This is a genomic window from Desulfocurvus thunnarius (genome assembly GCF_055390965.1).
This window is the reverse complement of sequence record NZ_AP042411.1, coordinates 855,390-879,027: the sequence shown is the minus strand read 5'-3', so window position 1 is coordinate 879,027 and position 23,638 is coordinate 855,390. Positions and strand designations below refer to the sequence as shown.

Here is a 23,638-nt window from a genome sequence, read left to right as displayed (position 1 = left end):
TTGCTCTCCCTGGGGTCCGCTAGTCGGCCCGGGGGTCGAACCGCGAGGCCTGGGCCAGCTCCTGCCAGAGCTTGCGCTGGGCCTCGTCCAGGTTCCTGGGTGTCCGAATCATGATCCGTACCAATTGGTCGCCGCAGGCGCCGCCGCCCAGGCCCTTGCCGCGCAGGCGCAGCTTCTGCCCGCTGGAAACGCCCGGGGGCACGGTCATCTCCACGCTGCGCTCCAGGGTCGGGACGGTGACCGTGGTGCCCAGGGCGGCTTCCCACGGGGCCAGGAACAGGTCCGTGACCACATCGTCGCCGTCCACGCGGAACAGCCTGTGGGGCAGGATGCGCACGCGCATGTACAGGTCGCCCGCCGGGCCTCCGGCCGCGCCGGGGTTGCCCTGGCCGCCCAGGCGGATGCGCGCCCCGTCCCTGACCCCGGCGGGGATTTTCACTTCCAGGGTCTTGGTGTGCATGGTGGGCATGCCGCCCGGCCCGGCCGTCTGCTCCTGGATGGTCACGTTCTTGGGGCCGCCGCGGTAGGCTTCCTCCAGGGTCAGTTCGAGCACGGCCTCGGCGTCGGCTCCGCGCCGGGGGCGCCGGGCGTGCTGGCCGCCGAAGTCCTGGAATCCACCCTGGCGGAAGCCGCCGCCGGAAAACCCGCCGCCGAAAATGGTCTCGAAAAAGTCCGAGAAGCCCCCGGCGTCGAAGCCCGCGCCCTGGCCGCCGAAGCGGATGTTCTCGAAGCCCGGCGGCGGCTGGAAGTTCTGCCCGTGCTGCCAGTTGGGGCCGAGCTGGTCGTAGAGCTTGCGCTTTTCCGGGTCCTTGAGCACCTCGTAGGCCTCGTTGGCCTCCTTGAAACGAGCCTCGGCGCCCGCGTCCCCGGGGTTGAGGTCGGGGTGGTGTTTGCGGGCCAGGCGCTTGAAGGCCTTGGAAATCTCTTCCTGCGAGGCACTCTTGCCCACACCCAGGATTTTGTAATAATCCTTGTATTCGACGCTCATCTCGTTTAGCACTCCTTGGGCCGCATTGCCTGCCGCGCGGCTCTACAACAATAAGCCGCCAATCCGTTCAGTCAAGCATCCGAGCGAGTTAAGCAAGCCGAGCTTTCCATGCCCAAAAGCCTTCCCGTCCTCATGTACCACTACGTCAGCTCCTGGCCCAACCCCATCGCGGTGGACCCGGACGTGTTCGAGTCGCACCTGGAGGGGCTGGCCCGGGCGGGCTACCGGGGCGTCGGGCTGGCCGAGGCCGAGGCCTTCCTGCTCGACGGCGAGCCCCTGCCCGACAAGGCCGTGCTGCTGACTTTCGACGACGGCTTTCTGGACAACTACGTCAACGCCTGGCCGCTGCTGGCCAAGCACGGGCACAAGGGCACCATCTTCGCCGTGACCAACAAGATCGTGGAGGAGGGCCTGCCCAGGCCGACCCTGGACGACGTGTGGTCCGGCTTCGTGAAGATGGACGACCTGCCCCGGGTCAACACCCCCGTGGGCAAGACCCGCGAGGGCCTGCGCGTGCGCACGGACCTGTTCTTCTCCTGGCAGGAGGCCCGGCTCATGGAGGCCTCGGGCTGGATCGACGTGGCCGGGCACACGCACACCCACCGCTCGGTGTTCACCGGCCCGGGCTTCGACGGCCTCATGGAGGCCGGACCCCGGCGGCGGACCTTCGACCGCGTGGAGCAGCAGGTGCTGTTCGGCATGCCCGGCTTCGAGCGCGGCCCGGCCATGGCCCACCGCGCCTTCCTGCCCGCGCCCGAGGTTTACGACATGGTGCGCGCCGCCGTGCCGCAGACCGGGCACGAGGCCCGGGAGTTCCTGGCGGGCGAGGGCGGGCAGGCGCTGCTGCGCCGCCTGAAGGCCCTGCCCAAGGAGCGCCTGGGGCGCATGGAGACCGACAACGAAATGCGCGCGCGCCTGCACGACGACCTGGCCTCCTGCCATCGCCTGCTGGAGGCCAACCTCGGGCACCCGGTGCGGACCCTGGCCTGGCCCTGGGGGCGCTTCTGCTCCGAAGCCCTGGAGATCGCCAAGGAAGTCGGCTTTTCGGTGTTCTTCACCACCAAGGCCGGGCCCAATCTGCCCGGGCGGAGCGCCGACGCCGTCTGCCGCTTCAAGGCTCGCAACCGGGGTGCGCGCTGGCTGCTGTCCCGGGTGGGGGTCTATTCCCGGCCGCTTCTGGCCCGGGCCTACGGAGCGATCCGCTCCTGATTTCCACCGCGTGCGGGGAGCCTTTACACGGGGCCCCGCTGCCCGTACCGTGGCCTTCCATCCGGCCTCGGGGCGCCCGGCCCCGGCCCGGCCAGAGGACAGGCCAGCCATGACGCCACCACCGCACCTTCCCCGCCGCGCCGTTGCGCTTTCCGACCGGACCCTGCGGGCCCTGTGGGCCCTGTTGCTGCTTGCGGCGCTGGCCCCGGCGGGACGGGCCCCGGCCGCCGACCCGGCGGACCTGCTGCCCTTCGGCCTGCTGGGTGCCGGGAGGGCTTACGGCGTGGAACTGCGCGTCGAGGCCGGGCAGGAGGAAGCCGGGGCCGCCGGGGGCGGGGCGTCCGGCCTGCCCGGGGTCGGGGCCGTGCCGCTGCTGGGGCCGCTGCTGGCCCCGCAGCCGCAGGGGCTGCCCCAGGAGGTCCGCGAGGCGCTGTTGAACGCCTCCCAGACCCGGGCCCAACGCGACGAGGCCGTGCCGTCCCGGGCGCTGCTCTTGCGCCGCGCCCGCGACGACGAGCCGCGCCTTGAGGCCGCGCTGCGGGCCTTCGGCTATTTCCAGGGCCGGGTGCGGGCCCGGGTGGAGGCCGCCCCCGCGCCGGGCGCGATCCAGGCTCCGGACGAGCCGACGGAAACGGCGGCGGCCCCGGGCGACGGCGGCGGGGCGGGCAGGCCGGTGGTGGTGTTCGCCGTGCAGCCCGGGCCGCGCTTTGCCCTGGGCGCGGTCACGGTGCGGGCCCGCACGCCCGAAGGCGGCGAGGCGCCCGTTGCCCCCGGAGCCATCGGCCTGACCCCGGGGCGGCCCTACCGCGCCGACGAGGTGGACGCCGCCGGGCAGGCCCTGGTGCGCCTGCTGGCCGAGCAGGGCCGCCCCCGGGCGCGCCTGGAGGGCCTGGACCTGACCGCCGACCACGCCGTGCACGAGGTCCGCGCCGTGTTTCGCGCCGAGGCCGGGCCCGAGGCCGTGTTCGGCGCCGTGCGCCTGCTGGCGGCGGGCGCGGGCGACGCGGAGCAGGGGGCGGAACAGGGGGCGGACACGGCGGATGCCGCCCCGGACGCCGCCCCGGACGCCACTCCGGACGCGGCCTCGGACACTGCCTTGGACGCCGCCCTGGGCGTGGACGCCGCTTACCTGCGCGGGCTCATCCCCTGGCGCGAGGGCGAGCCCTACCGCGCCTCGCTGGTGGAGCGCGCCCGCGAGGCCCTGTTCGCCACGGGCCTGTTCGCGCGCGTGGAGCCCGACACCTCGGGCGAAATCCGGGCCGGGCGGCTGGACGTGGCCTTCACCCTGACTCCGCGCCTGGAGCGCACCGTGCGCCTGGGCGCGGACTATACCAGCGACTTCGGCCCGGGCGGCTCGGCGCGCTGGGAGCACCGCAACATCCTGGGCGGCGGGGAGCGCCTGGCGGCGACCCTGCGCGGCGACGACCTGCGGCGCGGCGCGGAGCTGGAGTTCCGCAAGCCGCGCGTGCTGGGTCGGGACCAGGACCTCGTGGCCAGACTGGACGCCTCCTCCGAGCGCAGCGACGCCTACACCAACTCGGCCACGGACCTTTCCGCCGTGCTCGACCGCCGCTTTCACGGCGGCTTCGGCGTCAGCGCGGGTGCGGGCTACCGCTACTCCCACCAGCACGACGCCACCCTGGAAAGCACCGACGCCACAGGCTTCGTCTACCTGCCCCTGACCGCGCGGCTGGATCGGCGCGACGCCATGCTCGACCCCACCGAGGGCTTTGCCGCGTCCATGGGCGCGGCCCCGTTCTGGGATACCCTGGGCAGCGATACGCGCTTCTGGCGCCTGCGCGGCGCGGCCAGCGCGGCGGCCAGCCCCGCGCGGCGGCTGACCCTGGGTCTGCGCGGGGCCTGGGGCTCCATCCAGGGCGCCGACTTCGCCGACGTGCCCGCCGACCTGCGGCTCTACGCGGGCGGCGGCGGCTCGGTGCGCGGCTACGGCTACCAGCTCGCGGGCGACGTGGACGGCGACACGCCCCTGGGCGGGCGCTCGCTGCTGGAATGCTCCGCCGAGGCCCGGCTGCGCCTGGACGGCGACTGGGGGCTGGTGGCCTTCGTGGACGGCGGCTCGGCCTACCAGGACCCCGTGCCCGACCTGGACGCGCCGTTTTTCTGGGGCGCGGGCCTGGGCCTGCGCTATTTCACCGGCTTCGGCCCCCTGCGGCTGGACGTGGCCGTGCCCCTGAACCGCCGCCAGGGCGTGGACGATGCCTTCCAGGTCTACGCCGGGATCGGCCAGGCCTTCTGAGGTGTGCATGGACGGACGGCGGGCGTTGCGCGTGGCGGGTTGGGCCGCCCTGGGGCTGGGGGCGCTGCTGGCGGCCCTGGTCTGGCTGGCCTGCACCGCTGCTGGCGGGCGTCTGCTGGCCCGGGGCCTGGAGCGCGCCACCCGGGGCGCCGTGCCTTATGCGCTGCGCCTGGACGGGCTGGACCTGGACCTCGGCCCGGGCGGCGGGCGGTTGCGCGTTGCGCATGCGGCTTTGGCCGACGCCGCCGGGCCCTGGCTGGAAGTCCGCGAACTGGACCTGGAGCTGGCCTTGTGGCCGCTGCTGGCCGGGCGGGTGGACCTGCCCCGGCTGGCGGCGCGGCAGGTGCGCCTGGAGCGGCTGCCCGACGATGCGGCGGCCCCTGAGGCGGCCATGCCCCCGGCGCGGGATGCGGCGCCCGGACCGTGGCGGCTGCCGCTCCTGGCGCAAATGCGCCTGGGCGCCCTGGACGTGGCGCGCCTGGACCTGGGCCCCGGAGTCGCGGGGGCGTGGCGGGCCTATGCCGTGTCCGGCGCGGTGCGCGCCGGGGCCGGGGGACTGGACGCCCGCGTGCATGCCCATGGCTTGGGAGACCTGGGTGACCCGGGAAACCAGGACATCCAGGGCCCGCAGGCCCCCCAGATTCCGCAACCACCGGACGCCGAACGCCTGGACCTGGACGCGGCCTGGAACCCGGCGGGCCCGGCCCTGCGGCTGGCCCTGGACGCCGAGGACCCGGCGGGAATCCTGGCCCGGCTGGCCGGATTGCCCGGCGGCGCGGCGCGGGTGCGTCTGACCCTGGCCGGGCCGCCGGAGGCCCTGACCGGCGAGGTGGCCGCGCGGATGGCCGGGCTGGGCAGCCTGGACGGCGGCATCGGCGCGCGGGCCGGGAGCGGCGCGCCGGGCATGGATTTTTCGGGCCGGGTGGCCCTGGAGCCGGGAGTGCTGCCCGGGGAGGCGGAAGCCGTCCTCGGCCGCACGGCGACCCTTGCGGGCGCGGCAACCCTGGACGGGGCCGCGCTACGCGTGCGCGGGCTGACCCTGGGCCTGGCCCCCGGCGCCCTGACTCTGGACGGCGGGCTGGACCTGGACTCCGGGCGCCTGGACTGGCGCGCCGAGGCCGCGCCCGGGCTGGTGCTGGCTGCCGCGCGCGAGGCCGGGGTGGCCCTGGACGCCCCCGGAGCCCTGGCTCTGGACGGCCAGGGTCCGCCGGAGCGCATGGCCGTGCGCGCCGCGTTGCAGGCCCGGGGGCTGACCTGGGAGGACGTGGCCCTGGCCGGGCCGGGCCTGGAAGCCTCGGCCACCCTGGACGCCGTGCGGGGCGCGGCCCTGGCCGCCGGGTTGCGCGGGGAATGGGCCGGGCTGGCCCTGGCGGGCTGGCCCCTGGGCCCGGGCACGGCCCGGGCGGCCCTGCGCCCCGGGGGCCCCGGCGCCGGTATGCCGGACACACCGGGTGCCGCGGATGCACCGGACGCACCGGATGCAGAGGACAAGGACAGTTGGCTGGTGGACGAAATCTCCCTGGCCCTGCCCGGGGCGGGCACGGCCCTGGACGGCACGGGCACCCTGGGCGCGGCGGGAGCCACGGCCCGGGTGCGGCTGGCCTTCACGGACCTCGGCCTTTTGGACGGCGCCCCGGAGGCGGCCCGGGGCACGGCTCTGGACCTGGACGCCGACCTGACCACGGGCGGGGCGGACGGCTGGTCCGAAGTGCGCGCGGCGTATACGGGGCGGCTGCGGCCCGGGCCGGGGCTGCCCGCGCCGGTGGGCGCCCTGCTGGGGCCCCAGGCGGCCCTGGGCGGCGGCGTGACCCTCGATCTGGGCGCCGCCATGCGTCTGGACCTGTCCGGCGCGACGTTGAAGGCCCGGGCTCTGGACGCGACCCTGAATGGCACCTGGGGCCTGGCGGACGACGCTCTGGCCCTGGCGGCCCGGGCCGAGGCCGCGACCCTGGCGCTGGATGCGCAGGGCGCCGCCGTGCTGCGCGGGCTGGGGCTGGACCTGAACCTGGACGGCACCCTGGACGGCGGCACGGCCCGGGCCCGCTGGACCCTGGACGGAGCGGACCTGCCCGGCGCCGCCCTGCGCGCCGCCTCGGGCCGGGCCACGGCCCGGGGGCCCTGGGCCGCGCCCGTCGTGGAACTGGACCTGCGCACCGAAGTGCTGGCCGGGGTCCTGGCCGCCGTTGCCGGGGAGGCCGTGCCGTCCTTACCCGGTGCGCCCGGCGCGCCCGGTGAATCCGTTTTGTCCTCTGCAAAGGGCGCAAAGGGCGCAGAGGATGCACCGGGCACCGGCGGCCCCTGGCTGCCCCTGGCCCTGGACGCCGCCCTGGCCTGGAACCCCTCGACCCACGGGCTGGACGGCACGGCGCGCCTGATTCAGGAGCAGGCCGTGCCCGCCCTGCGGGCCTTGGAGGCGCGGGCGGAACTGGCGGCCACCCCGGCGGGCCAGCGGGTGGAACTGACGGCCCGGGCCGGGCGTCTGCGCCTGGGAGCCTTGTCCGGGCGCGAGGCGGCCCTGCGGGCCGTGGTGGCCGACGCCCTGGGCAGCCCCGCGCTGGACGGCGCCGCGGACCTGGAAGCCCTGGCCCTGGGCGGGCTGACCCTGGACACGGCGCACCTTGCCGCCCGGGGGCCCTTGCAGGCCTTGGATTTTACCGCCCGGGGCACGGGCCGCGCCGCTGGCGGCGCCACGGCGGTGGAGATTGCGGGTGCCCTGGCCCTGGGCGACGCGGGCGGTTCCTTGCGCCTGGACGCGGCCCGGGGCCGCTGGGCCGGGCTGGCCCTGGCCCTGGCCCACACGGCGCGCCTGGAATGGGGCACCGCAGGCTGGCGGCTGGCCGGGCTGGCCGCCACCCTGGGCCCGGGCTCCCTGCGCGCCGACGCCGCCCGGGACGGCCGGGAGGTGACCCTGGCGGCCCGGGCCCGGCGCCTGCCCCTGGGGCCGTTGCTGGAACTGGCCGGGCTGCCCCTGGCGGGCGACCTGGACGCCGACCTGGACGCCCACGGCCCGGCCGGTCAGCCGCAGATGACCCTGGGCGCCTCGGGCGGCCTGCGCGCCCTGGCCGCGCCCATGGGGGCGCCGGGTGCGGCGGCCCCCGAGGCGGCCTTCACCCTGCGCGGCGACGCGGGCCCCGGGGGCACGGCCCTGACCCTGGCCCTGGACGCGGGAAACGGCACCCGGCTCGACGCCGGGGCCACGCTGCCCCTGCGGCCCGATGCCACCCTGCCGGGGTTCATTCCCCTGGCCCCCGGCCCGTCCGTCGCGGACGGTGTGAGCAACGCCGCGTTGGACGGCTTCGCCCGGGGGCGGCTGGACCTGGCTCTGGTCGAGGCCCTGGTTGCCGACGAGGAACAGCAGTTCTCCGGCACGTTGGACCTGGACGCGACCCTGGGCGGCACCTGGGAGCACCCCCAGGCCCGGGGCACGGCCCGGGTGGACGGCGCACGCTACGAGCACACCGGCCTGGGGCTGATCCTGGCGTCCCTGCATGCCGAGGCGGCCTTCGAGAACGACGCCCTGCGCCTGCGGTCCCTGAGCGCGACGGACGGCGGCTCCGGGCGGGTGGAAGCCACGGGTCACTGGACCCCGGGCGCCCACCCGGCCTTCGCCCTGCATGCCGCCCTGCGCCAGGCCACCGTGTTGCGTCACCGCTGGGTCACGGCCATGGCGGACGGCAGTCTGGACCTGGAGGACGCCGCGCCGCTGCCCGTGCTGCGCGGGCGCCTTGCCCTGCCCCAGGTGGAGGTGCGCGTACCCGAGGAGTTGCCCGGCGGCCCGCCGGAATTGGAGGTCCGCGAGATCAACGTGCCCGAGGAACTGGCGCGCGGCGCCGCCGCCGGGCAGGAGGCCGCCCCGGCGGCGCCCCTGGCCCTGGCCGTGGCGCTGGACGTGCCGGGCCGCTTCCACGTTCGCGGCCGGGGGCTGGAGGTGGAGTTCCGGGGCGGCGTGACCGCCGGGGGCAGCACCGCCGCCCCGGTGCTGGGCGGGCAGCTTGCCACCGTGCGCGGCACGTTCCGTTTCCTGGACCGCGTGTTCGACATCACCACGGGCACCCTGGTCTTCAGCGGCACCTCCCTGGTGCCCGACCTGGACGTGGAGGCCGGGGTCAGCGTGTCGGACACGGAGGTGACCGCCACCCTTCAGGGTCCGGCGGATCATTTCACCCTGGCCCTGGAATCCGAACCCAGCCTGCCCCGGGACGAAATCATCTCGCGGCTGCTTTTCGGGCGCTCCATGGCCTCCCTGAGCCCGGTCCAGGCCTTTCAGCTCGCTTCGGCCCTGCGTCAGCTTTCGGGCGGAGGCGGCGGGTTCGACCCCGTGGGCACCCTGCGCGCCCTGGCGGGGCTGGACCAGCTCGGCGTGAGCCAGGGCGAGGACGGCCAGGGCATGCGCGTGGGCGCGGGCAAATACATTCACGAGCGCGTGTATCTGGAAGTGCAGCACGACACGGGCAGCGGGGAGGACAGCGTGTCCGTGGACGTGGAGCTGACCCCGGACGTGGGCGTTACCGGCACGGCGGGAGCCTCCGCCGGGGGCGTGGGCGTGTATTGGAAGAAGGACTACTAGGCGGGCCGCCGCCCCGCCCGGGCGCCCGGCGGCGCGGGGGCGGGGCAACGCGGCCGGTCAGCGCTTCTGGTCGACCTTCTCGAAGCAGGGGATGCACAGGGTCCGGCCCTCGAGGCGCCGGGTACGCGACTCCATGATCATCTCGCCGCAGTCGGCGCAGACCAGGCTCTCCAGGATGCTCGGGCCGCGCGGGATGGGCGTGGCGGGCGGCTGGATTTCGAAGACATCCTCCAGGGGCAGTTCCAGCAGGGCGCGCTTGGCCTCGTCGCGCAGGGCGAGCAGGCGGGCCTTGTCCTCGGGGCTGCCGTTGCCCTCGTTGACCTTGCGCTGCAACTCCGCGGCCTCGGGGCGCATGGGCCGGGCCGAGGGTTTGAGCAGGGCGCGCAGGCCCTTGCCGTCGCAGCGGCGGTAGAAGGTGAAGGCCATCTTGCCGTAGTCGCGCTGGATGAGGTTGCCCTTGCCCACGGTGCAGCCGGTCAGCGCCTGGATGGCGTCCACGCCGCACATGTCGGTCTCCACCACGGCGGTGAGCGGCACGTCGTTGTTGTGGCCGAATTCGCGCAGGCACAGTTCGGCGGCGCGCAGGCCGATGGCCAGCCCGGGGCAGTCGTGGCCGTGGAAGGCGATGGCGAACTCGACCTGTTCTTTGGTCAGGGCGCTGTGGTTCACGGTGTGGTCCTCCCTTTTGGGTTCGGGGACGGGCCGCGCGGCACGATGACGGGGCGGCCTTCGTGGCGCAGCAGGTCCACGGCCACGCCGTAGACCTCCTCCACCATCCCGGGGGTGATCTCGTCGCGGTCGCAGAGGGCGAACACTGCGCCGTTCTTGAGGAAAAGGAACCTGTCGCCGAAGCGCAGGGCGGTGTTCAGGTCGTGCATGGTCATGACCACGGCCACGCCGTGCCCGCGGGCCACGTCGCGCACGGTGTGCAGCACGTCCAACTGGTTCTTGAGGTCCAGGGCGCTGGTGGGTTCGTCCAGCAGCATCACCGCCGGTTCCTGAACCAGGGCCCGGGCGATGCACACCCGTTGCAGCTCGCCGCCGCTCATGCTGTCTATGGCCCGCATGGCGAGGTGCTCCACACCCACCCGCCCGAGGGCGGCGGAGACCATGCGCAGGTCGGCCTCGCCCGCGCGCCAGTTGATGTGCGGCAGCCGCCCCAGGAGCACGGCGTCGAAAGCCGTCATGCGGCAGACCTCGCCGCGCTGGGGCACGTAGCCCATGGTCCGGGCGATCTCCGGGGCGCTCATGCGCAGCACTTCGGCGTCGTCCACGCGCACCACGCCCCGGGCCGGGCGCTGGATGGCGTTCAGGCAGCGCAGCAGGGTGGTTTTGCCCACGCCGTTGGGCCCGAGCACGGCCAGCACCTCGCCCGCCGCCACTTCGAACTCCACGGCGCGCAGCACGCCGTCGCCGTTGTAGGCGTAGTGCAGATCGCGGACGGCGAGCCTCACCGGCGCCCCCTGCGCAGCAAAAGCCAGATGAAGCCCGGCGCGCCGATGAACGCCGTGAGCACCGCCACGGGCAGGGCGTGGGGTGCGAGCACGAGCCGGGCCGCCGTGTCCGCCGCCAGGAGCAGCGCCCCGCCCACGAGGCAGCTCGCGGGCATGAGGTAGCGGTGGTCGTCGCCGATGATCCGCCGGACCATGTGCGGGCAGATGAGGCCCACGAAGCCGATGACGCCCAGGGCGGCGACGATGACCGCCGTGACCAGGGAGGAGACGAACATGCCCAGCATGCGCACGCGCTCCACGCGCACGCCCAGGCCCCGGGCCGTTTCGTCCCCGGCGTCCATGGCGTTGTAGTTCCAGGCGTTGAGCATGAAGAAGGCCGTGCCGCCCACGGCCATCGCGCCCAGAATCCACACTTCGCGCCAGCCCGCGCGGGCCACGTCGCCGAAGGTCCAGAAGACCATGGCCGCAAGCTGCACGTCGTCGGCGAAGAATTGCAGGACCATGGTCCCCGCCGTGCAGAAGGCGCCCAGGGCCACCCCGGTGAGGACCATGACCTCGGGCGAGGCGCCCCGGTAGCGGGCCATGGCGATGACCAGCCCGGCGGCCAGCAGCGAGCAGACAAAGGCGCTCCCCGTGGTCAGCAGCGGGTTGGAGATGGTCACCGCGCCGACGGTGGAGCTTTGCATGACGCCCGAGCCGAGGATCATCACCGCGAAGGACGCGCCCAGGGCGGCGGCCTGGGCGATGCCCAGGGTGAAGGGCGAGCCCAGGGGGTTGCGCAGCACCGACTGCATGGCCGCGCCCGAGGCCGCGAGGCCCATGCCCGCGAACAGCGCGGCCAGGGCGTGGGGCAGACGGATGTCCAGGACGATGAGCGCGTCGCGCCGGGAGGCGGCCTGCCCGGCCAGGGTCCGCAGCACGTCCCAGGCCGGAATGCGCACCGCGCCCAGGGACACGGCCATGATCAGCAGCCCCGCCGTGGCGAGGGCCAGCGCCGCCAGGAACAGCGCCTTGCGGTTCAGGTAGGCCGTGTATGCGGCGGGGATTTCCCCTTGGGCCAGGTGATGCATGGGCGGCTACCTGAGGGGCACGCGCGCGAAGACCAGCCCGGGGAAGTTCCGGCTGATGCGCGCGAAGACCGGCTGGCCGACCAGGGCGGTGTAGATCGCGTCGGCCATGGCCGCCGGGTCCACGTCGGCAAAGCGCCCGGGGTGCAGGGTCTTGCCCACGAAATAGGCGTTGGCGAAGATGGAGCCGTAGTTGGAGTGGTACGAGTTGTAAGGCAGCACGCCGTAGACTTCGCCCGCGCGGACCGCGCGCAGCATGGACAGGGCCGGGTCCGTGCGCAATTCGTGCAGGCCGCCCGCGCCCTCGCCCATGGTGGTCGAGGACACGTCGAGAAAGACGATCTGCGGGTCCCAGGCGACGATCTGCTCCTTGGGCACGCCGGTGCGCACCTGATCGCGGCCCTCGGCCGCCTGGGTGTGTGCCACGTTGCGCGCACCGGCCATGCGGAAGGGCGGATAGGTCGGCTCGGTGGACTGCATGCCGTGGGTGCCCTTCATGGAGATACCGCCCACGTAGCACCAGGGGCGCCGGTCCTCGGGGATGTCCGCCGTGCGCGCGGCCAGGTCCGCCTGCCACGTGTCGAACAAGGCGATGACCTCCTCGGCGCGCTCGCGGCGATGGGTCACGTCGCCCATGAGCCGCAGGGCGGCGTCGAGCAGGGGCCGTCCTGCGCTCAGGTTGCCGTATTCCAGGACCACGGTGGGGATGCCCGTCTTGGCCTGCAACTGGTCGGGGTCCAGGCTCTCGCCGGGCATCATGACCTTGAATATGACCTGCGGCGCCGGGTTCAGCCCGACAATCAACTCGGGGTTGTCGCGCCCGCGCACCTCGCCGAACAGGGGCAGGGCCTTGAACTGCGGGTTGGCGATGCCGTAGGGGCGGGTTTCGATGGCCGTCTCGCGGCGCTCCACGCTGTCCACGGCCACGGCCATGTGCTGGGCCTGGAGGTAGGTCAGCAGGCGCAGGCAGCCCGCCCCGGAGCAGATGACGCGCTCCACGCGATCGGGCAGCTCCACGCCGCGCCCGGCCATGTCGGTGATGGCCCTGGCCTGGGCGGGCAGGCTCCAGGCCGCCAGCAGCAGAACGAGAAGTGCGGCGACCGCCCCGGGCGCGCCAAAAGCGCCCCGGAGGGCGTGAATGCGAAGTCTTGCGGATGGCATGTATTCTCCAGAAGCGCAGGAAAAGAAAATTCGTCACACTGCACGGCTATTGATTTGTAGAGAATTGACGGGCTGTGTCAAGCCCCGCTGGCGGAAAATGGCCGCCGGGCGGGGTGAATCGATTTTGTATTTGTCCTTTCGTCCCGGACGGAGTACACCAAGATATGCGTGGACTTGCGTCTCTCCCGGGCCGCTTCGGGGCGCCCGCAATGGCGGTGCTGGTGGGCCTGGTCCTGCTGGCGGCGGCGCCGTCGGCCGTGGCGCGCGGGCCGCTTGTCATGGCCACCGACGAGTGGCCGCCCTATGAATTCCTTCAGGACGGTACGGTGGCCGGGTTGTGCACCGAGGTGCTGACCGGGGTGCTCGCGCGCATGGGCGAGCGGTTCGAAGCCCCGGCATCGTATCCCTGGCGGCGCGGGCTGGACATGCTCGCCAGGGGCGGGATCGACATCCTGTATTCCGGGGTGTACGACGCGCGGCGGTTGCCCTTCGCCCGCTACGGGGCCGAGTCGCTGGTCGATTCGCACTGGGTGCTCCTGACGCGCGCCGACCGGGCTCCGGTCGCGCCGCCCGGCAATCTGGCGAGCCTGGCCGGGCAGCGGGTGGGGGTGGTCATCGGCTACGCCTACACCCCCGAGTTCGACGACTGGGCCCGGGGCAACCCTCTGGTGGAGCGCGTGGCGTCGGACAGCAACCTCCTGGTCATGCTGGCCCAGGGCCGCCTGGACTACGCCGTTGGCGAGGCCCGCAACCTGCGCCACCACGCCCGGGCCCTCGGCCATGAGGGCGGGTTCAGGGCGTTCCCCGTCCCCTCCGCCGCGCCCTTCGGGATATACCCCATGTTCAGCAGGGAGCGGCTGGATCAGGACTTCGTGGACCGTTTCGACGCGACCCTGCGGGCGTTCAAGGCCGAGACGGGTTATCGGAGCATTCTGGAGCGCTATTCGGAGTAACCTCCCTTCCATTTTCGGGCTTTTCAGCGTTTCGGGGCCGTGCTAGGTCCGGCCTTTGCCGCTGCCGAGGAGCGCCGGGCTCCGGCCGTGCGGGCAAAGAGGGAGGCGGACGATGCGCGGTCCTGGCGCCCCGGGGGCACTGCCCCTGGCGGCCCTGCTGGTCACGGTGTGCCTGTGGGCCAGTTCCTTTGCGGTGATGAAGGTCGCCATCGGTACCTTCGGCGCGGGTTTCGTGGTCTGGTCGCGCATGGCCGTGGCCGTGGCGGTGCTGCTGCCCGCCGCGCCGCGCATCCTGGCCCGCGCCGCCTATGCCCCGGGCGACTGGAAATGGCTGGGCCTCATGGCCCTGCTCCAGCCGTGCCTGTACTTCCTGCTCGAAGCCAACGCCCTGCGCTACACCACGTCCTCCCAGGCGGGGATGATCGCGGCGCTGCTGCCGCTCATGGTCTGCGCCGGGGCCGGGGCGCTGCTCGGCGAGCGCGTGGCCGGGCGAACCTGGGCGGGCTGCGCCGTTTCAGCCCTGGGCGTGGCCTGGCTGACGTGGCTTTCGGCGCCCTCGCAGGCCGCCGCGAACCCGGTGCTGGGCAATACCCTGGAGGTCGCGGCCATGGCCAGCAGCGCGGGGTTCATGCTCCTGGTGCGTCGTCTGGCCGCACGCTACGACGCGGATTTCCTGACCCTGGTCCAGTTCGGCGCCGGGGCGCTGTTCTTCCTGCCCGGCGCGCTGGACCCGGCCCCCTGGCGGGCGCTGGCCTCGCCGTGGGCGGCGGCGGCGCTGCTCTACCTCGGCTTTTTTGTGACCCTGGGCGCCTTCGGGCTGTGGAATTGGGCCTCGCGGCGCGTGCCCGCCTCGCAGTCCTCGGCCCTGGTGAACCTGATGCCGGTCATCGCCGTGGGCCTGGGGCTGGGGTTTCTGGACGAGCGCCTGAGCGCCTTGCAGGGCGTGGCCTGCGCGGTGGTCGTCGCCGGGGTGCTGCTGGGCCAGTGGCGGCCGCGGCCCAGGGCGGGCGGCCCCGAAAAGCCCGCGCCGCAAGGGGTTTCCAGCCCGGTCCGTCCGTGATAGGAATCGGGCGCGGCCCCGGGCCGCCGGAACTTCGTCGAGGAGCCCCCGAGTGATCCGTTTCCTGTCTTTCGTCGCCGTGCCGCTGGCCATGGTCGCCCTGGCCTGGGGCGTGCTGGTCTGGCTGCGCGTGGTGCCCTCGGCCCTGGCGGCCTGGGCGGCCTATGCGGCCATGCTCCTGGCCCTGTTGGCCTGCTGGCGCTTCCGGCGCACGCGGGTGGTGCTGCCCCTGGGGCTTGTGGCGCTGGCGCTGTGGGTCTGCGGGCTGTTCGGGGCCGGTGGCCCTGTGGGCAGCCTGGGGCGGGTGGTCGTTCCCGCCGTGGGGCTGCTGCTGCCGCTCAACTGGCTGGCGGCGGCCCTGGCGGGCGACCGGGGCGTGGTGACCCGCGTGCCGCTGACCCTGGCCTTTGTCGTTTCCCTGCAAGCCCTGGCCGTGCTGCTGGTGGCCACCGGGGTTCCCGACGGCTCCGTGCCCGGGCGGCCCGGGGCGCTGCAAACCCTGGTGCAGGGCGCGGCCCTTTGGAATCCGCTGCCCTGGGCCCTGCCCGTGCGCCTGCCCTTTTTCGGGGCCCTGTGCGCCGTGGTGGGCATGGGCTGGCTGCTGCTGCGCGCCGCGCGCGACGATTCGCCCATGGACGCCGGGCTGGCCGTGGGCCTGGGCGCGGCCATGGGCGTGTTGCATTTCGCGGCCTTCGAGCCCCGGGCGGCGGCCATGGCGGCCGGGGCGGCCCTGGCCTGCGCCGCACCCCTGGCGCAGGACTCCTACCGCATGGCTTTCCTGGACGAACTGACCCGCCTGCCCGGGCGGCGCTCGCTGCTGGCGGACATGCAGACCCTGGGCGGACGCTACGCCGTGGCCATGGCCGACGTGGACCACTTCAAGAAGTTCAACGACACCTACGGCCACGACATCGGCGACGAGGTGCTGCGCATGGTGGCGGCGCATCTGGGCCGCGTGGGCGGCGGGGGGCGGGCCTACCGCTACGGCGGCGAGGAGTTCACCATCCTGTTCCCCCGGCGCGAGCCCGCCGGGGCCGTGGAGCACCTGGACGCCGTGCGCGAATCCATTGCCGGGGCGGGGTTCGTGGTGCGCGCCGACAAGCCGGGGCCGCCGCCGGGCGGGGGCGAGCGGCGCAGGGGCAAGGCCGCCGGGGGCGCCCGGAGCCGGACCCCGGGCACGGTGACGGTGACCATCTCCATGGGCGTTGCCGGGCCGGGCAGCGGCGGCGCCGCCAGCCCCGCCGAGGTGCTCAAGCAGGCCGACAAGGCCCTGTACAAGGCCAAGAAAAACGGGCGCAATCGGGTGGAAAAGGGCTAGATCCCCGTCCGCCCGGCGGCGCCCGCCGTGTTACTCTTCCTTTTCCGTGCGCCCGGCCTGCCACCAGGGCCATCCGCCCCGGGCCCGGAGGCCCCGCGCGCGCCGTGTTTCAGACGAACTGGCCCGTGCCTATCGGCTGGGGCTGGACACCGGCCAGCCCCTGGAGCGCCGTGAGCAGGTCGGGCGGCAACAGAACGTGCAGCCCGCCCCGGGGCACGGTGTGCTCCATGACCGGATTCTCGGTGCTCCCGGTGTCGATGGTCTGTTCGAGCATCATCCATTGCCCCTGTTCGCGAATGAGCATGGCCGAACCCGCGCGGATTCTGCCGTCGCCGCCCCCCTGGGCCACGGTCTGGTAGTCGTTGCCCTGGGTGTAGACCGTTTCCGTGAACGCATAGCCCGCCACGGTCTGAAGGTTTTCCATGACCATGAGCGCCAGGCCGTTGCGCAGGTATTGCTGCGGGTCCTGGCCCTTGAGGTCCGTGACTTCCTGGTGCGGGTGCAGGGCAAGGTAGGCGTCCACCAGGGGGGCCAGGGTCTGGTCCGGGTGTTGGGCGCGGATGGCGTCGGCCACGGGCAAGTGCGGAGCCAGGCGGTTCAGCAGCGGCTGGTCGGGCATCTGTTCCTGAACATGGAACACCGTATCCTGGCCGTTGATGGAGAGCATGAAGAAGCTGCATCCCGTGAACGGATCGGTAAGCACGTAGTCCGTCTGGGGGTCGAGGACGGCGTGTCCGTCGGTGGCCACCGCCTGGACGTTGTGCAGCGTCACGTCCGGCTGGGCGGGCATGGGGGTGCCCTGGGGCACGAATTGGACGTTGAGGTCGGTGCCCGGCTGGTGCCCCAGGTCGACGAACGCATCGCCCCGGGCCGTTTGCCCCTGGAGTTGCTGCACCAGGGGGCGTTCGGCCATCAGTTCCAGGAGTTGCTGGGCCGTGGGGTTGACGATGGCCTGGGGCTGACCGCCCTGCTGGCCGAGGTTGACCGGCGGCGGGCCGCCGACGCCGCCGAGGCCGTGGGTTCCATTGGGCATGGGAGCCTCCTCGCTGCGCGGCCCGGGCGGGGCGGGATTGCGCCGCCCGGGCCATTGCAGACCGAATAGAGGATGCCCTGTTTCAGGCGCGGTGTCGAGCCCGCAGGGCTCAGGCGCCCACGGCGCAGATCACGTCGTTCAGGCGCCGGGCGGCCTCCGCGAGGCCCTGCACTCCTTGGGCGGCGGCGGCCATGTCATGCTCGGCGCCCTCGGCGCTGGCGCGCACGTCCTCGACCACGGAGCTGATGTGCTCGCTGGAGGAGGACTGCTCCTCGGCGGCCGCGGCGATGGTCCGCACCTGATCGGAGGTGTTCACGGCCAGTTCGACGATTCCGGCCAGGGCCCGGCCCGAGGCCTCGGCCAGCCCGTGGGCCCGGGTCACGGCGCTGGCGGCCTGATCCATGCCCGTGGCGCTGGTCCTGGCGCCTTCCTGGATGGCCTTGATGGCCGAGGCCACCTCCTGGGTGGCGCCCATGGTTTTTTCGGCCAGCTTGCGCACCTCGTCGGCGACCACGGCGAAGCCCCGGCCCGCGTCGCCCGCGCGGGCGGCCTCGATGGCGGCATTCAGCGCCAGCAGGTTGGTCTGGTCGGCAATGTCGGTGATCACGTCCATGATCCGCCCGATGCCTTCGGCCTGGGTGCCCAGGCGGGCCATGTCCTGCTTCACGGCCTCGGCGCGGCGGCTGACCTCGGCGATGGCCTCGGCGGCGTCGCGCACGACCCGGGCGCCTTCCTCGGCCTGCTTGCGGGTCTCTTGGGCACGGCTTGCGGTGTCCGCCGCGCTTTTGGCCACGTCGAGGACGGCGGCGTTCATCTGCTCCATGGACGAGGCGGCGTCCTGGGCGCGGGCGGCCTGTTCGCGCGCGGCGGCGCTGGCCTCGCGCACCTGGGTCGCCAGGTCCTCGGCGGAGGTCGCCACGCCCTGGGAAATGTCCTCCGAGGTGCGCACGGCCTCGGCGATGCGTTCGTTCTTGGCTTCCAGCTCGGCCTCGCGGGCGCGCAGGGCCGTCAGGTCCTGGTAGATGCACAGGGCGCCCATCAGCGCGCCGTCCAGGTCGTAGAGCGGCGAGGCGTGGATGTGGATGATCCGCTTGCCGCCCCGGCGGCCGATGAGTTCGACCTCTTTGGCGGTGGTCACGCCGCGTTCCAGGCTGTCGCGCAGCACGGTGCGCCGCGAGGCGTCGCCGTAAAAGAAGTGGGCCACGTTCTGGCCGTAGTGGTCCTCGGGTTTGCCGTTTTGTTCCAGGATTTCGATGAGGCTCGGGTTGGTCATCACCAGACGTTCCTGGGTGTCGACCACCACGAAGGGCGCCTGGATGCCCGAGAGCACCCCGCGCGAGAAGGACAGTTCGCGCTTGAGCGTGGCGTACATCTCCGCCAGGGCGGCCTCGGCCCGGCCCAGCTCGCAGTTCGAGTCCTCCTGGAAGGTGCAGTCGTAGCGGCCCTGGGCCACGCAACCGGCGGCGGCGCCCAGGCGTACGGCGCAACCGCGTATGCGCAGCACGAGGCCGACCAGCGGCACGGTTCCCAGGGCCGCCAGCCCCAACCCGGCGGCCCAGGCCGTAAGGGAACCGAAACCCTCGGGCGCGGCCAGGACTGCGGCGGCCCCCACGGCCGCCACGGTGCAGACGCCCTGGGCCACGAGCAGGGCTGTGGTGGAAAGGGATTTCATGAGCGACCTCCTGCGCTGCGGCCCCGCGTGCACACCCACACGCTTCGCACCGCGCGGGGCCGGTCGGTGCAAGGTTTTCTTATAGCAAAAGGCGAACCAATGCCCAAGGGAAAGGCGCCCTATTTTCCCCAAGGTTTGGGGGGAATGGAGCGGCAGGCCGCGTGGGCGCGCGCAGGGGCGGTGTCCGGGAAGGCGGACATGGGGGGCGGGGCGTCCGGAAAACCGGACGCCCGAAGGCGGAGTCCGTGATTTCGGACGGCTCAGGGCCGCAGGGTCAACTCCGCCCGGCCGGGAGCGGTGTCCAGGCTGTGGCGCAGGCCGCCGCGCGGCAGGTCGAGCACCACGCGCACGAAGCCTGCCTCGGGGTGCCAGCCGGTGCGGATGCGTTCGGCCAGGGGGCCGCCCACGGCCAGGGCCTCGGGCAGGGCCGCCGGGGGCGCTCCGGCGTCCAGCACGTCCAGCACCACGCGGGGCGGGCCGTCCAGGGTGAACACGCGGCAGCGCGGGGCGCCGGGGCCGGGCACGGCCACGCGCACGACGAGGCCTTCGCCCTGGGCCGCCCAGGTCACGGCGGTGACCGTTGCGGCGGGAGCGGGGGCCGCCGGAGCGACGGGCGCGGCAGGGGAGGGCGGTGTTGCCGAGGGAGCGGTGGGGGCTGCGGGTTGTGCGGCGGCCGCTTTCCGTGGATTTGCTGGAGTATCTGGCCGGTCAGGCTGTTCAGTGTCGGGCGGAGTAGGGGCGGCAGCCTTTTCCGGCTCCGCGGGCGCGGCCTCGGGAGTTTCCGGTGCGGCGGCAACGGGCGGCCGGGGCACGACCTTGTAACGGATTTCGTGCACCGCGTGGCCGCCTTCGGCCAGCAGGGCGTTGACGTGGCGCAGCTTCTGGCGGGCCTGCTCCAGGTGCTGGTCCAGGTAGGCGCGGGTGGTGTCCTGCCCGGCCTGGGGCGCTTCCTGCGGCGCGGGGGGCAATTCCGCGCGGTGTTCTTCCAGGGTGCGGATTTCGTTCGTCAGGGCCTGGCGCTCGCGCAGCAGTTGCGGCCCGCTCATGGCCGCGGCCCGGGCGCGGTACTCCTGGCCCGGGTCGCCCGTGGCGCAGGCGGCCACCAGCAGGGCGGCGGCCCACAGCCCCGAAAGCAGGGCGGCGGCGAGAAGGATGTGGCGCGGACGGGGCATGGCGTCTCCTGGCCTCAGGGGGCCGTGGCGTTGGTGTCCTGAGCCGGGGCCGCCGGAGCCGGGGGCTCCCCGCTCGCGTCCGGTTCGGCGTTCTGTTCGGCGCCCGGGGCGGTTGCGGCCTCGGGCCCGGTGTCCGGAATCTGCTCCGGGGTCTGCGCCGGGGCCAGGGTGGCGGGTGCCGGGTCGGGCCGGGTGGCGTTGGCTCCGGCCTGGGGGGCGTCGGCTTCGACGGGGGCGGCGGAAAGCTGCCCGCCCGCGGCGTCTTCCCCGGCCCCGGGTGCTTGCGGCGCCGGGGGCGCCCCGGGCGCGGCGTTGTCCTGCACGGCCAGGACGTAGGGCTGGTCCACGATCCATTGCTCATGCACCAGCCGCAGGCCGGTCGGTCGGTCGGTCCACTGGTCCCAGTAGCGGCGCTGCATGCCGATGACGACCTTGGGTTCGGCGGCCAGCACCTGGGCGATGCGCTCCATGTCCTGGGTTTCGAGCACGTCGTGGCCGCTGTAGTAGGTGTAGACGCCGGAGTAGATCTTATAGGCCACGGGCACGTAGCCGTCGGCCACGTAGTCGCCCATGAGCCGGGCCTGGGCCTTGGGACTCATCACCGCGTCCAGGGACGGCAGGACGACCATGGTCAGGGGCAGGACCCAGGCCGTGACGGCCAGGGCCGCCACGAGCAGCCCCGAGGCGGGCCCGAGCCGCCGCGCGGCCCAGAACATCAGGCCCGCCGCCAGGGCCGAGGCCAGGGCGGTCCACCACAGCCCGGCGACCTCGAAATCGGGCCAGGGGTGCAGCATGTTGCCGAAGGGCAGGGCCACGGCCAGCACGGCGAACAGGCCGCACAGCAGCCACCACAGCCGCCGCGTGCGCCGCGCGTCGAGGCCGAGCAGGGCCTTGGCCGTGAGCACGGCCAGGGCCGGGAACAGCGGCAGCAGGTAGACGATGATCTTGGTGGACAGGGCCGAGAGCAGCACGAAGCCGGTCAGGACCATGCTCCAGAGGTAGGCCGTGCCCTTGGTTTCGTCGGCGCGGCGGCCTTGCCACAGGCCGCGCCAGAAGCCCGGGCGGCCCAGAAGGCCCAGGGGCAGGGCGGGCAGCAGCAGCGTCCAGGGCAGCCACGCGGCGGGCAGGGTGGCCAGATAGTGCCAGAAGGGCTGCTCGTGGTGCGAGGCGTTCACCGCGCGGCGGTAGATCTGCTTGTAGAAGATGTCTTCCACCAGTTCGCGCTCGCCGCCGAGCCACGCCGCCAGCACCCAGGCGCCCAGAAGGCCCAGGCACAGCCCCAGGCCCACGGCCACGTCGCGCCGGAAGAAACGGCGCAGGTTGCCCGTCCAGGCCAGATGGCCCAGGCTGGCCAGCAGGGGGAAGACCAGCCCGAGGGGGCCCTTGGTCAGGGTCGCCACCCCGGCGAGCAGGAAGCCCGCCACGGCCCAGCCCATGGCCCGCTCGCGGCTCCAGGCGCGGAACAGGCAGACATGGGCGGCGGTGATCAGCGTGGCGAAGAGCAGGTCCATGCGCGAATAATGGGCCAGACCGATGACGTAGAAGCACGACACCAGCACCAGCCCCGCGCCCAGGGAGACCTCGCGTCCGGCGCGGGCCACCATGCGCGACAGGGCCATGGTCGCCGTGAGCAGCAGCAGGGCCGAGGCCGCCGCCCCGGCCATGAACAGCGCGGGGCCGGCCGCTTTGTACACCGGCAGCAGCGCGGTCAGGAACCAGAAATAGACCGGCGGCTTGTCCGGATAGGGCACGCCGTTCAGGTACATGACCAGCCATTTGCCGCCGTGGATCACGTTCTCGAAGACGTTGGCGTAGCGGATTTCGTCCGAGAACCACAGCGCCCGCGAGTCGAGCGCGGGCAGGGTCTGGGCGGCCAGCAGGGCCGCGGGCAGCAGCAGCGGCACCCAGGCCGCCAGCCGGAACAGGCGCGAGAGGAATTTATCCATGGCCGGGGGGGCCCTCCTTGGATGTGCCGAACGTGTAGGCCGCGAAGCCCGACAGGGCCCCGAACATCCAGCCGAAGAACACGTCGGACGGGTAGTGCTGGAGCAGGTAGAGCCGCGACAGGCCCATGACGGCCACGACCAGCCCCAGGGCCAGGGCCCAGCGCGCCCGGCCCAGCCACAGGGCGAGAGCCAGGCACGAGCCGGAGATTTCCGCCGTGTGCCCCGAGGGCAGGGAGTGGAAGGCCGGGCTCAGGGTCAGGGGCTGGTAGAGTTCCAGGAACGTATAGGGCCGGGGGCGGCCCAGGGCCATCTTGGTCAGGTGCAGCAGCAGGAAGCAGACGACCACCTGGGCCAGGACGTAGGCGACGACGAAACGCAGGGAGCGCCGGTCGCGCCTGTGCCAGGCGTTGAACAGGATGACCAGGAACGGCAGGTACATGACCTGGTTGCCCCAGTCGGTGAACAGGCGCACGAGTTGTTGCAGGGTCAGGTGGGCGTTCTTGTGCGCGCGCATGGCGGCCATGAGCTGCTCCTCGCTACCGAAGAGGCCCATGGCCAGGGCCAGCAGCCCCAGCAAGGGAAGGGAGACCAGCAGGAAGTTCCCGGCCAGGGCGTTTGCGCGCATGGGGCGTCTATAAAATATCGCCCCCGCCCTGGCAAGGGCGGCCGTCGGGCCGCCGGGGCCGGGCCGAAAACGGCGGGTGCCTTCCGGGGCGAAACCGGATATGCTGCCTGCGGCGGGCGCCCGCCGTCCCGGCGGCGTGTCCGGCCTGTCCCCATGGTTTCTGTCCGGAGGATGGATGGCAAGGATTCTTCTGGCCGCCGCCCTGGTGGTCGCGCTGTGCGCCGCGCCGCATCCGGGCCGGGCCGAGGGCTCCCAGCCCCGCAAGCAGGACGGCGCCCAGCACAAACAGTCCCGGGGCGTGGAATGCATGACCCGCCCCCGGGCCGGGGCCCCGGCGCCGGTGACGGCCTCGGTGTCGGCCTACAGCGCCGCGGAGACCGGCGGGGCGCGCACGGCCTCCGGCCGCCGCCCGAAGCCCGGCATCGTGGCCGTCTCGCCGGACCTTTACAAGGCGGGCTGGACCTTCGGCCGCGAGGTCTGCGTGTCCGGCCACGGGATTTTCGTGGTCGGCGACCTCATGGGCCCGGGGCGGGCCAAGGCCGTGGACATTTTCATGGACACCCGCACCAAGGCCCTGCGCTTCGGGCGGCGCACGCTTCAGGTCCGCCTGCTGCCCCTTGAGCCCGACGGTGCCCCGGCGGCCCCCAAGGCCGCCCCGAAAGCCGCCGCAAAGGCCGCCGCGCCGGGCCCGGCCGCCCCGACGGCGCCTGCCCTCGTGCCCTAGCTAGCGGCCCGCCCTGCGCGCCAGCTCCCCGGCCATGCGCCGGTCGTGCTCGCGGATCTTGAGCCGGTGCCCGACCAGCACCCCCAGGCAGACCCCCAGCAGATTCAGGCCGATGTCGCCCAGCGAGGGCGACCGCCCGGGCACCAGGGCCTGGCCCACTTCCAGCACCGCACCGTAGAGGATCATGCCCCAGGCCAAGGTGAACGCCCTGTCGCGTTGCAGGAAAGCGCGCAGGGCCAGGGCCGCCAGCCAGGCGTAAGCCAGGGTCTGGGCCAGGGCTCCGGCCCAGGGCAGGGCCCGGGCCTCGGCCACGGCCTCCGGCCAGGGCAGCACGGTGGCGGCGGCCACGATCACCAGGGAGAAAATCCACAGGGCCAGCAGGGCGGGACGGACGGTGCGCATGGTGCGGTGGTACTCCTTCCCGCCGCCGGG

General features: G+C 73.5%; 18 protein-coding genes. 7 read left to right on the top strand and 11 right to left on the bottom strand.

What is annotated here, in order from left to right; all coding sequences use genetic code 11:
- Positions 1–19: 19 nt before the first annotated feature.
- Entirely contained in the window at positions 20–988 is a 969-nt protein-coding gene (locus ACZ5KV_RS03810; protein WP_464241018.1) for a DnaJ C-terminal domain-containing protein, read from the bottom strand.
- Between the two features lie 108 nt (positions 989–1,096).
- Here ACZ5KV_RS03810 and ACZ5KV_RS03805 point away from each other — a divergent pair, with 108 nt between their 5' ends.
- The 3 genes from ACZ5KV_RS03805 to ACZ5KV_RS03795 all read left to right on the top strand — a co-directional run bounded on the left by ACZ5KV_RS03805 (position 1,097) and on the right by ACZ5KV_RS03795 (position 9,021).
- Positions 1,097–2,197 (top strand): polysaccharide deacetylase family protein, encoded by a 1,101-nt coding sequence (locus tag ACZ5KV_RS03805; RefSeq protein ID WP_464241017.1) that lies wholly within the window; start codon positions 1,097–1,099, stop codon positions 2,195–2,197.
- 109 nt (positions 2,198–2,306) lie between these two features.
- Positions 2,307–4,454, top strand: coding sequence for an autotransporter assembly complex protein TamA (locus ACZ5KV_RS03800; RefSeq protein ID WP_464241016.1), 2,148 nt, complete (start codon positions 2,307–2,309; stop codon positions 4,452–4,454).
- Between the two features lie 7 nt (positions 4,455–4,461).
- Positions 4,462–9,021, top strand: a complete 4,560-nt coding sequence (locus tag ACZ5KV_RS03795; protein WP_464241015.1) for a translocation/assembly module TamB domain-containing protein — start codon at positions 4,462–4,464, stop codon at positions 9,019–9,021.
- Between the two features lie 57 nt (positions 9,022–9,078).
- On the opposite strand, the gene ACZ5KV_RS03790 is transcribed toward ACZ5KV_RS03795, so the two are convergent.
- The 4 genes from ACZ5KV_RS03790 to ACZ5KV_RS03775 are packed head-to-tail and all read right to left on the bottom strand — an operon-like array spanning position 9,079 to position 12,703.
- Positions 9,079–9,690: an FmdE family protein gene (locus ACZ5KV_RS03790; RefSeq protein ID WP_464241014.1), complete on the bottom strand. Its 612-nt coding sequence runs from the start codon at positions 9,688–9,690 to the stop codon at positions 9,079–9,081.
- A complete protein-coding gene (locus ACZ5KV_RS03785; protein WP_464241013.1) occupies positions 9,687–10,475 on the bottom strand; it encodes an ABC transporter ATP-binding protein in 789 nt (262 codons plus the stop codon). The genes ACZ5KV_RS03790 and ACZ5KV_RS03785 overlap by 4 nt, the downstream gene beginning before the upstream one ends.
- On the bottom strand, positions 10,472–11,545 hold the full coding sequence (locus ACZ5KV_RS03780; RefSeq protein WP_464241012.1) for a FecCD family ABC transporter permease: 1,074 nt from the start codon (positions 11,543–11,545) through the stop codon (positions 10,472–10,474). Before ACZ5KV_RS03780 ends, ACZ5KV_RS03785 begins: the two co-directional genes overlap by 4 nt.
- A 6-nt stretch (positions 11,546–11,551) precedes the next feature.
- A complete protein-coding gene (locus tag ACZ5KV_RS03775) occupies positions 11,552–12,703 on the bottom strand; it encodes an iron ABC transporter substrate-binding protein (RefSeq protein WP_464241011.1) in 1,152 nt (383 codons plus the stop codon).
- Positions 12,704–12,912: 209 nt separating this feature from the next.
- Here ACZ5KV_RS03775 and ACZ5KV_RS03770 point away from each other — a divergent pair, with 209 nt between their 5' ends.
- The 3 genes from ACZ5KV_RS03770 (at position 12,913) to ACZ5KV_RS03760 (ending at position 16,034) form a co-directional block, all read left to right on the top strand.
- Positions 12,913–13,656, top strand: a complete 744-nt coding sequence (locus ACZ5KV_RS03770) for a substrate-binding periplasmic protein (RefSeq protein ID WP_464241010.1) — start codon at positions 12,913–12,915, stop codon at positions 13,654–13,656.
- 112 nt (positions 13,657–13,768) lie between these two features.
- Complete coding sequence (locus tag ACZ5KV_RS03765) at positions 13,769–14,716, top strand: DMT family transporter (protein ID WP_464241009.1); 948 nt, start codon at positions 13,769–13,771, stop codon at positions 14,714–14,716.
- 52 nt (positions 14,717–14,768) lie between these two features.
- Positions 14,769–16,034, top strand: a complete 1,266-nt coding sequence (locus ACZ5KV_RS03760) for a GGDEF domain-containing protein (protein WP_464241008.1) — start codon at positions 14,769–14,771, stop codon at positions 16,032–16,034.
- 109 nt (positions 16,035–16,143) lie between these two features.
- Here the strand turns inward: ACZ5KV_RS03760 and ACZ5KV_RS03755 are convergent, their stop codons facing one another.
- The 5 genes from ACZ5KV_RS03755 to ACZ5KV_RS03735 all read right to left on the bottom strand — a co-directional run bounded on the left by ACZ5KV_RS03755 (position 16,144) and on the right by ACZ5KV_RS03735 (position 22,482).
- Entirely contained in the window at positions 16,144–17,067 is a 924-nt protein-coding gene (locus ACZ5KV_RS03755; RefSeq protein ID WP_464241007.1) for a hypothetical protein, read from the bottom strand.
- A gap of 109 nt (positions 17,068–17,176) precedes the next feature.
- Positions 17,177–18,739, bottom strand: coding sequence for a methyl-accepting chemotaxis protein (locus tag ACZ5KV_RS03750; RefSeq protein ID WP_464241006.1), 1,563 nt, complete (start codon positions 18,737–18,739; stop codon positions 17,177–17,179).
- A 260-nt stretch (positions 18,740–18,999) separates the two neighbouring features.
- A complete protein-coding gene (locus ACZ5KV_RS03745) occupies positions 19,000–19,911 on the bottom strand; it encodes an AMIN domain-containing protein (RefSeq protein ID WP_464241005.1) in 912 nt (303 codons plus the stop codon).
- Between the two features lie 14 nt (positions 19,912–19,925).
- A complete protein-coding gene (locus ACZ5KV_RS03740) occupies positions 19,926–21,857 on the bottom strand; it encodes a dolichyl-phosphate-mannose--protein mannosyltransferase (RefSeq protein WP_464241004.1) in 1,932 nt (643 codons plus the stop codon).
- Entirely contained in the window at positions 21,850–22,482 is a 633-nt protein-coding gene (locus ACZ5KV_RS03735) for a phosphatase PAP2 family protein (RefSeq protein ID WP_464241003.1), read from the bottom strand. The genes ACZ5KV_RS03740 and ACZ5KV_RS03735 overlap by 8 nt, the downstream gene beginning before the upstream one ends.
- Before the next feature lie 175 nt (positions 22,483–22,657).
- On the opposite strand from ACZ5KV_RS03735, the gene ACZ5KV_RS03730 reads away from it, so the two are divergent.
- A complete protein-coding gene (locus tag ACZ5KV_RS03730; RefSeq protein ID WP_464241002.1) occupies positions 22,658–23,206 on the top strand; it encodes a 3D domain-containing protein in 549 nt (182 codons plus the stop codon).
- On the opposite strand, the gene ACZ5KV_RS03725 is transcribed toward ACZ5KV_RS03730, so the two are convergent.
- Positions 23,207–23,608 carry a VanZ family protein gene (locus tag ACZ5KV_RS03725; RefSeq protein ID WP_464241001.1) on the bottom strand — a complete coding sequence of 134 codons (402 nt, stop codon included), beginning with the start codon at positions 23,606–23,608 and terminating at the stop codon, positions 23,207–23,209.
- Between the last annotated feature and the right edge of the window lie 30 nt (positions 23,609–23,638).

What these genes read in the sequence shown, in the direction of transcription:
- ACZ5KV_RS03810 (WP_464241018.1), bottom strand. Translation starts at nt 988, where the DNA reads ATGAGCGTCGAATACAAGGATTATTACAAAATCCTGGGTGTGGGCAAG.
- ACZ5KV_RS03805 (WP_464241017.1), top strand. Translation starts at nt 1,097, where the DNA reads ATGCCCAAAAGCCTTCCCGTCCTCATGTACCACTACGTCAGCTCCTGG.
- ACZ5KV_RS03800 (WP_464241016.1), top strand. Translation starts at nt 2,307, where the DNA reads ATGACGCCACCACCGCACCTTCCCCGCCGCGCCGTTGCGCTTTCCGAC.
- ACZ5KV_RS03795 (WP_464241015.1), top strand. Translation starts at nt 4,462, where the DNA reads ATGGACGGACGGCGGGCGTTGCGCGTGGCGGGTTGGGCCGCCCTGGGG.
- ACZ5KV_RS03780 (WP_464241012.1), bottom strand. Translation starts at nt 11,545, where the DNA reads ATGCATCACCTGGCCCAAGGGGAAATCCCCGCCGCATACACGGCCTAC.
- ACZ5KV_RS03775 (WP_464241011.1), bottom strand. Translation starts at nt 12,703, where the DNA reads ATGCCATCCGCAAGACTTCGCATTCACGCCCTCCGGGGCGCTTTTGGC.
- ACZ5KV_RS03770 (WP_464241010.1), top strand. Translation starts at nt 12,913, where the DNA reads ATGGCGGTGCTGGTGGGCCTGGTCCTGCTGGCGGCGGCGCCGTCGGCC.
- ACZ5KV_RS03765 (WP_464241009.1), top strand. Translation starts at nt 13,769, where the DNA reads ATGCGCGGTCCTGGCGCCCCGGGGGCACTGCCCCTGGCGGCCCTGCTG.
- ACZ5KV_RS03755 (WP_464241007.1), bottom strand. Translation starts at nt 17,067, where the DNA reads ATGCCCAATGGAACCCACGGCCTCGGCGGCGTCGGCGGCCCGCCGCCG.
- ACZ5KV_RS03750 (WP_464241006.1), bottom strand. Translation starts at nt 18,739, where the DNA reads ATGAAATCCCTTTCCACCACAGCCCTGCTCGTGGCCCAGGGCGTCTGC.
- ACZ5KV_RS03745 (WP_464241005.1), bottom strand. Translation starts at nt 19,911, where the DNA reads ATGCCCCGTCCGCGCCACATCCTTCTCGCCGCCGCCCTGCTTTCGGGG.
- ACZ5KV_RS03740 (WP_464241004.1), bottom strand. Translation starts at nt 21,857, where the DNA reads ATGGATAAATTCCTCTCGCGCCTGTTCCGGCTGGCGGCCTGGGTGCCG.
- ACZ5KV_RS03735 (WP_464241003.1), bottom strand. Translation starts at nt 22,482, where the DNA reads ATGCGCGCAAACGCCCTGGCCGGGAACTTCCTGCTGGTCTCCCTTCCC.
- ACZ5KV_RS03730 (WP_464241002.1), top strand. Translation starts at nt 22,658, where the DNA reads ATGGCAAGGATTCTTCTGGCCGCCGCCCTGGTGGTCGCGCTGTGCGCC.
- ACZ5KV_RS03725 (WP_464241001.1), bottom strand. Translation starts at nt 23,608, where the DNA reads ATGCGCACCGTCCGTCCCGCCCTGCTGGCCCTGTGGATTTTCTCCCTG.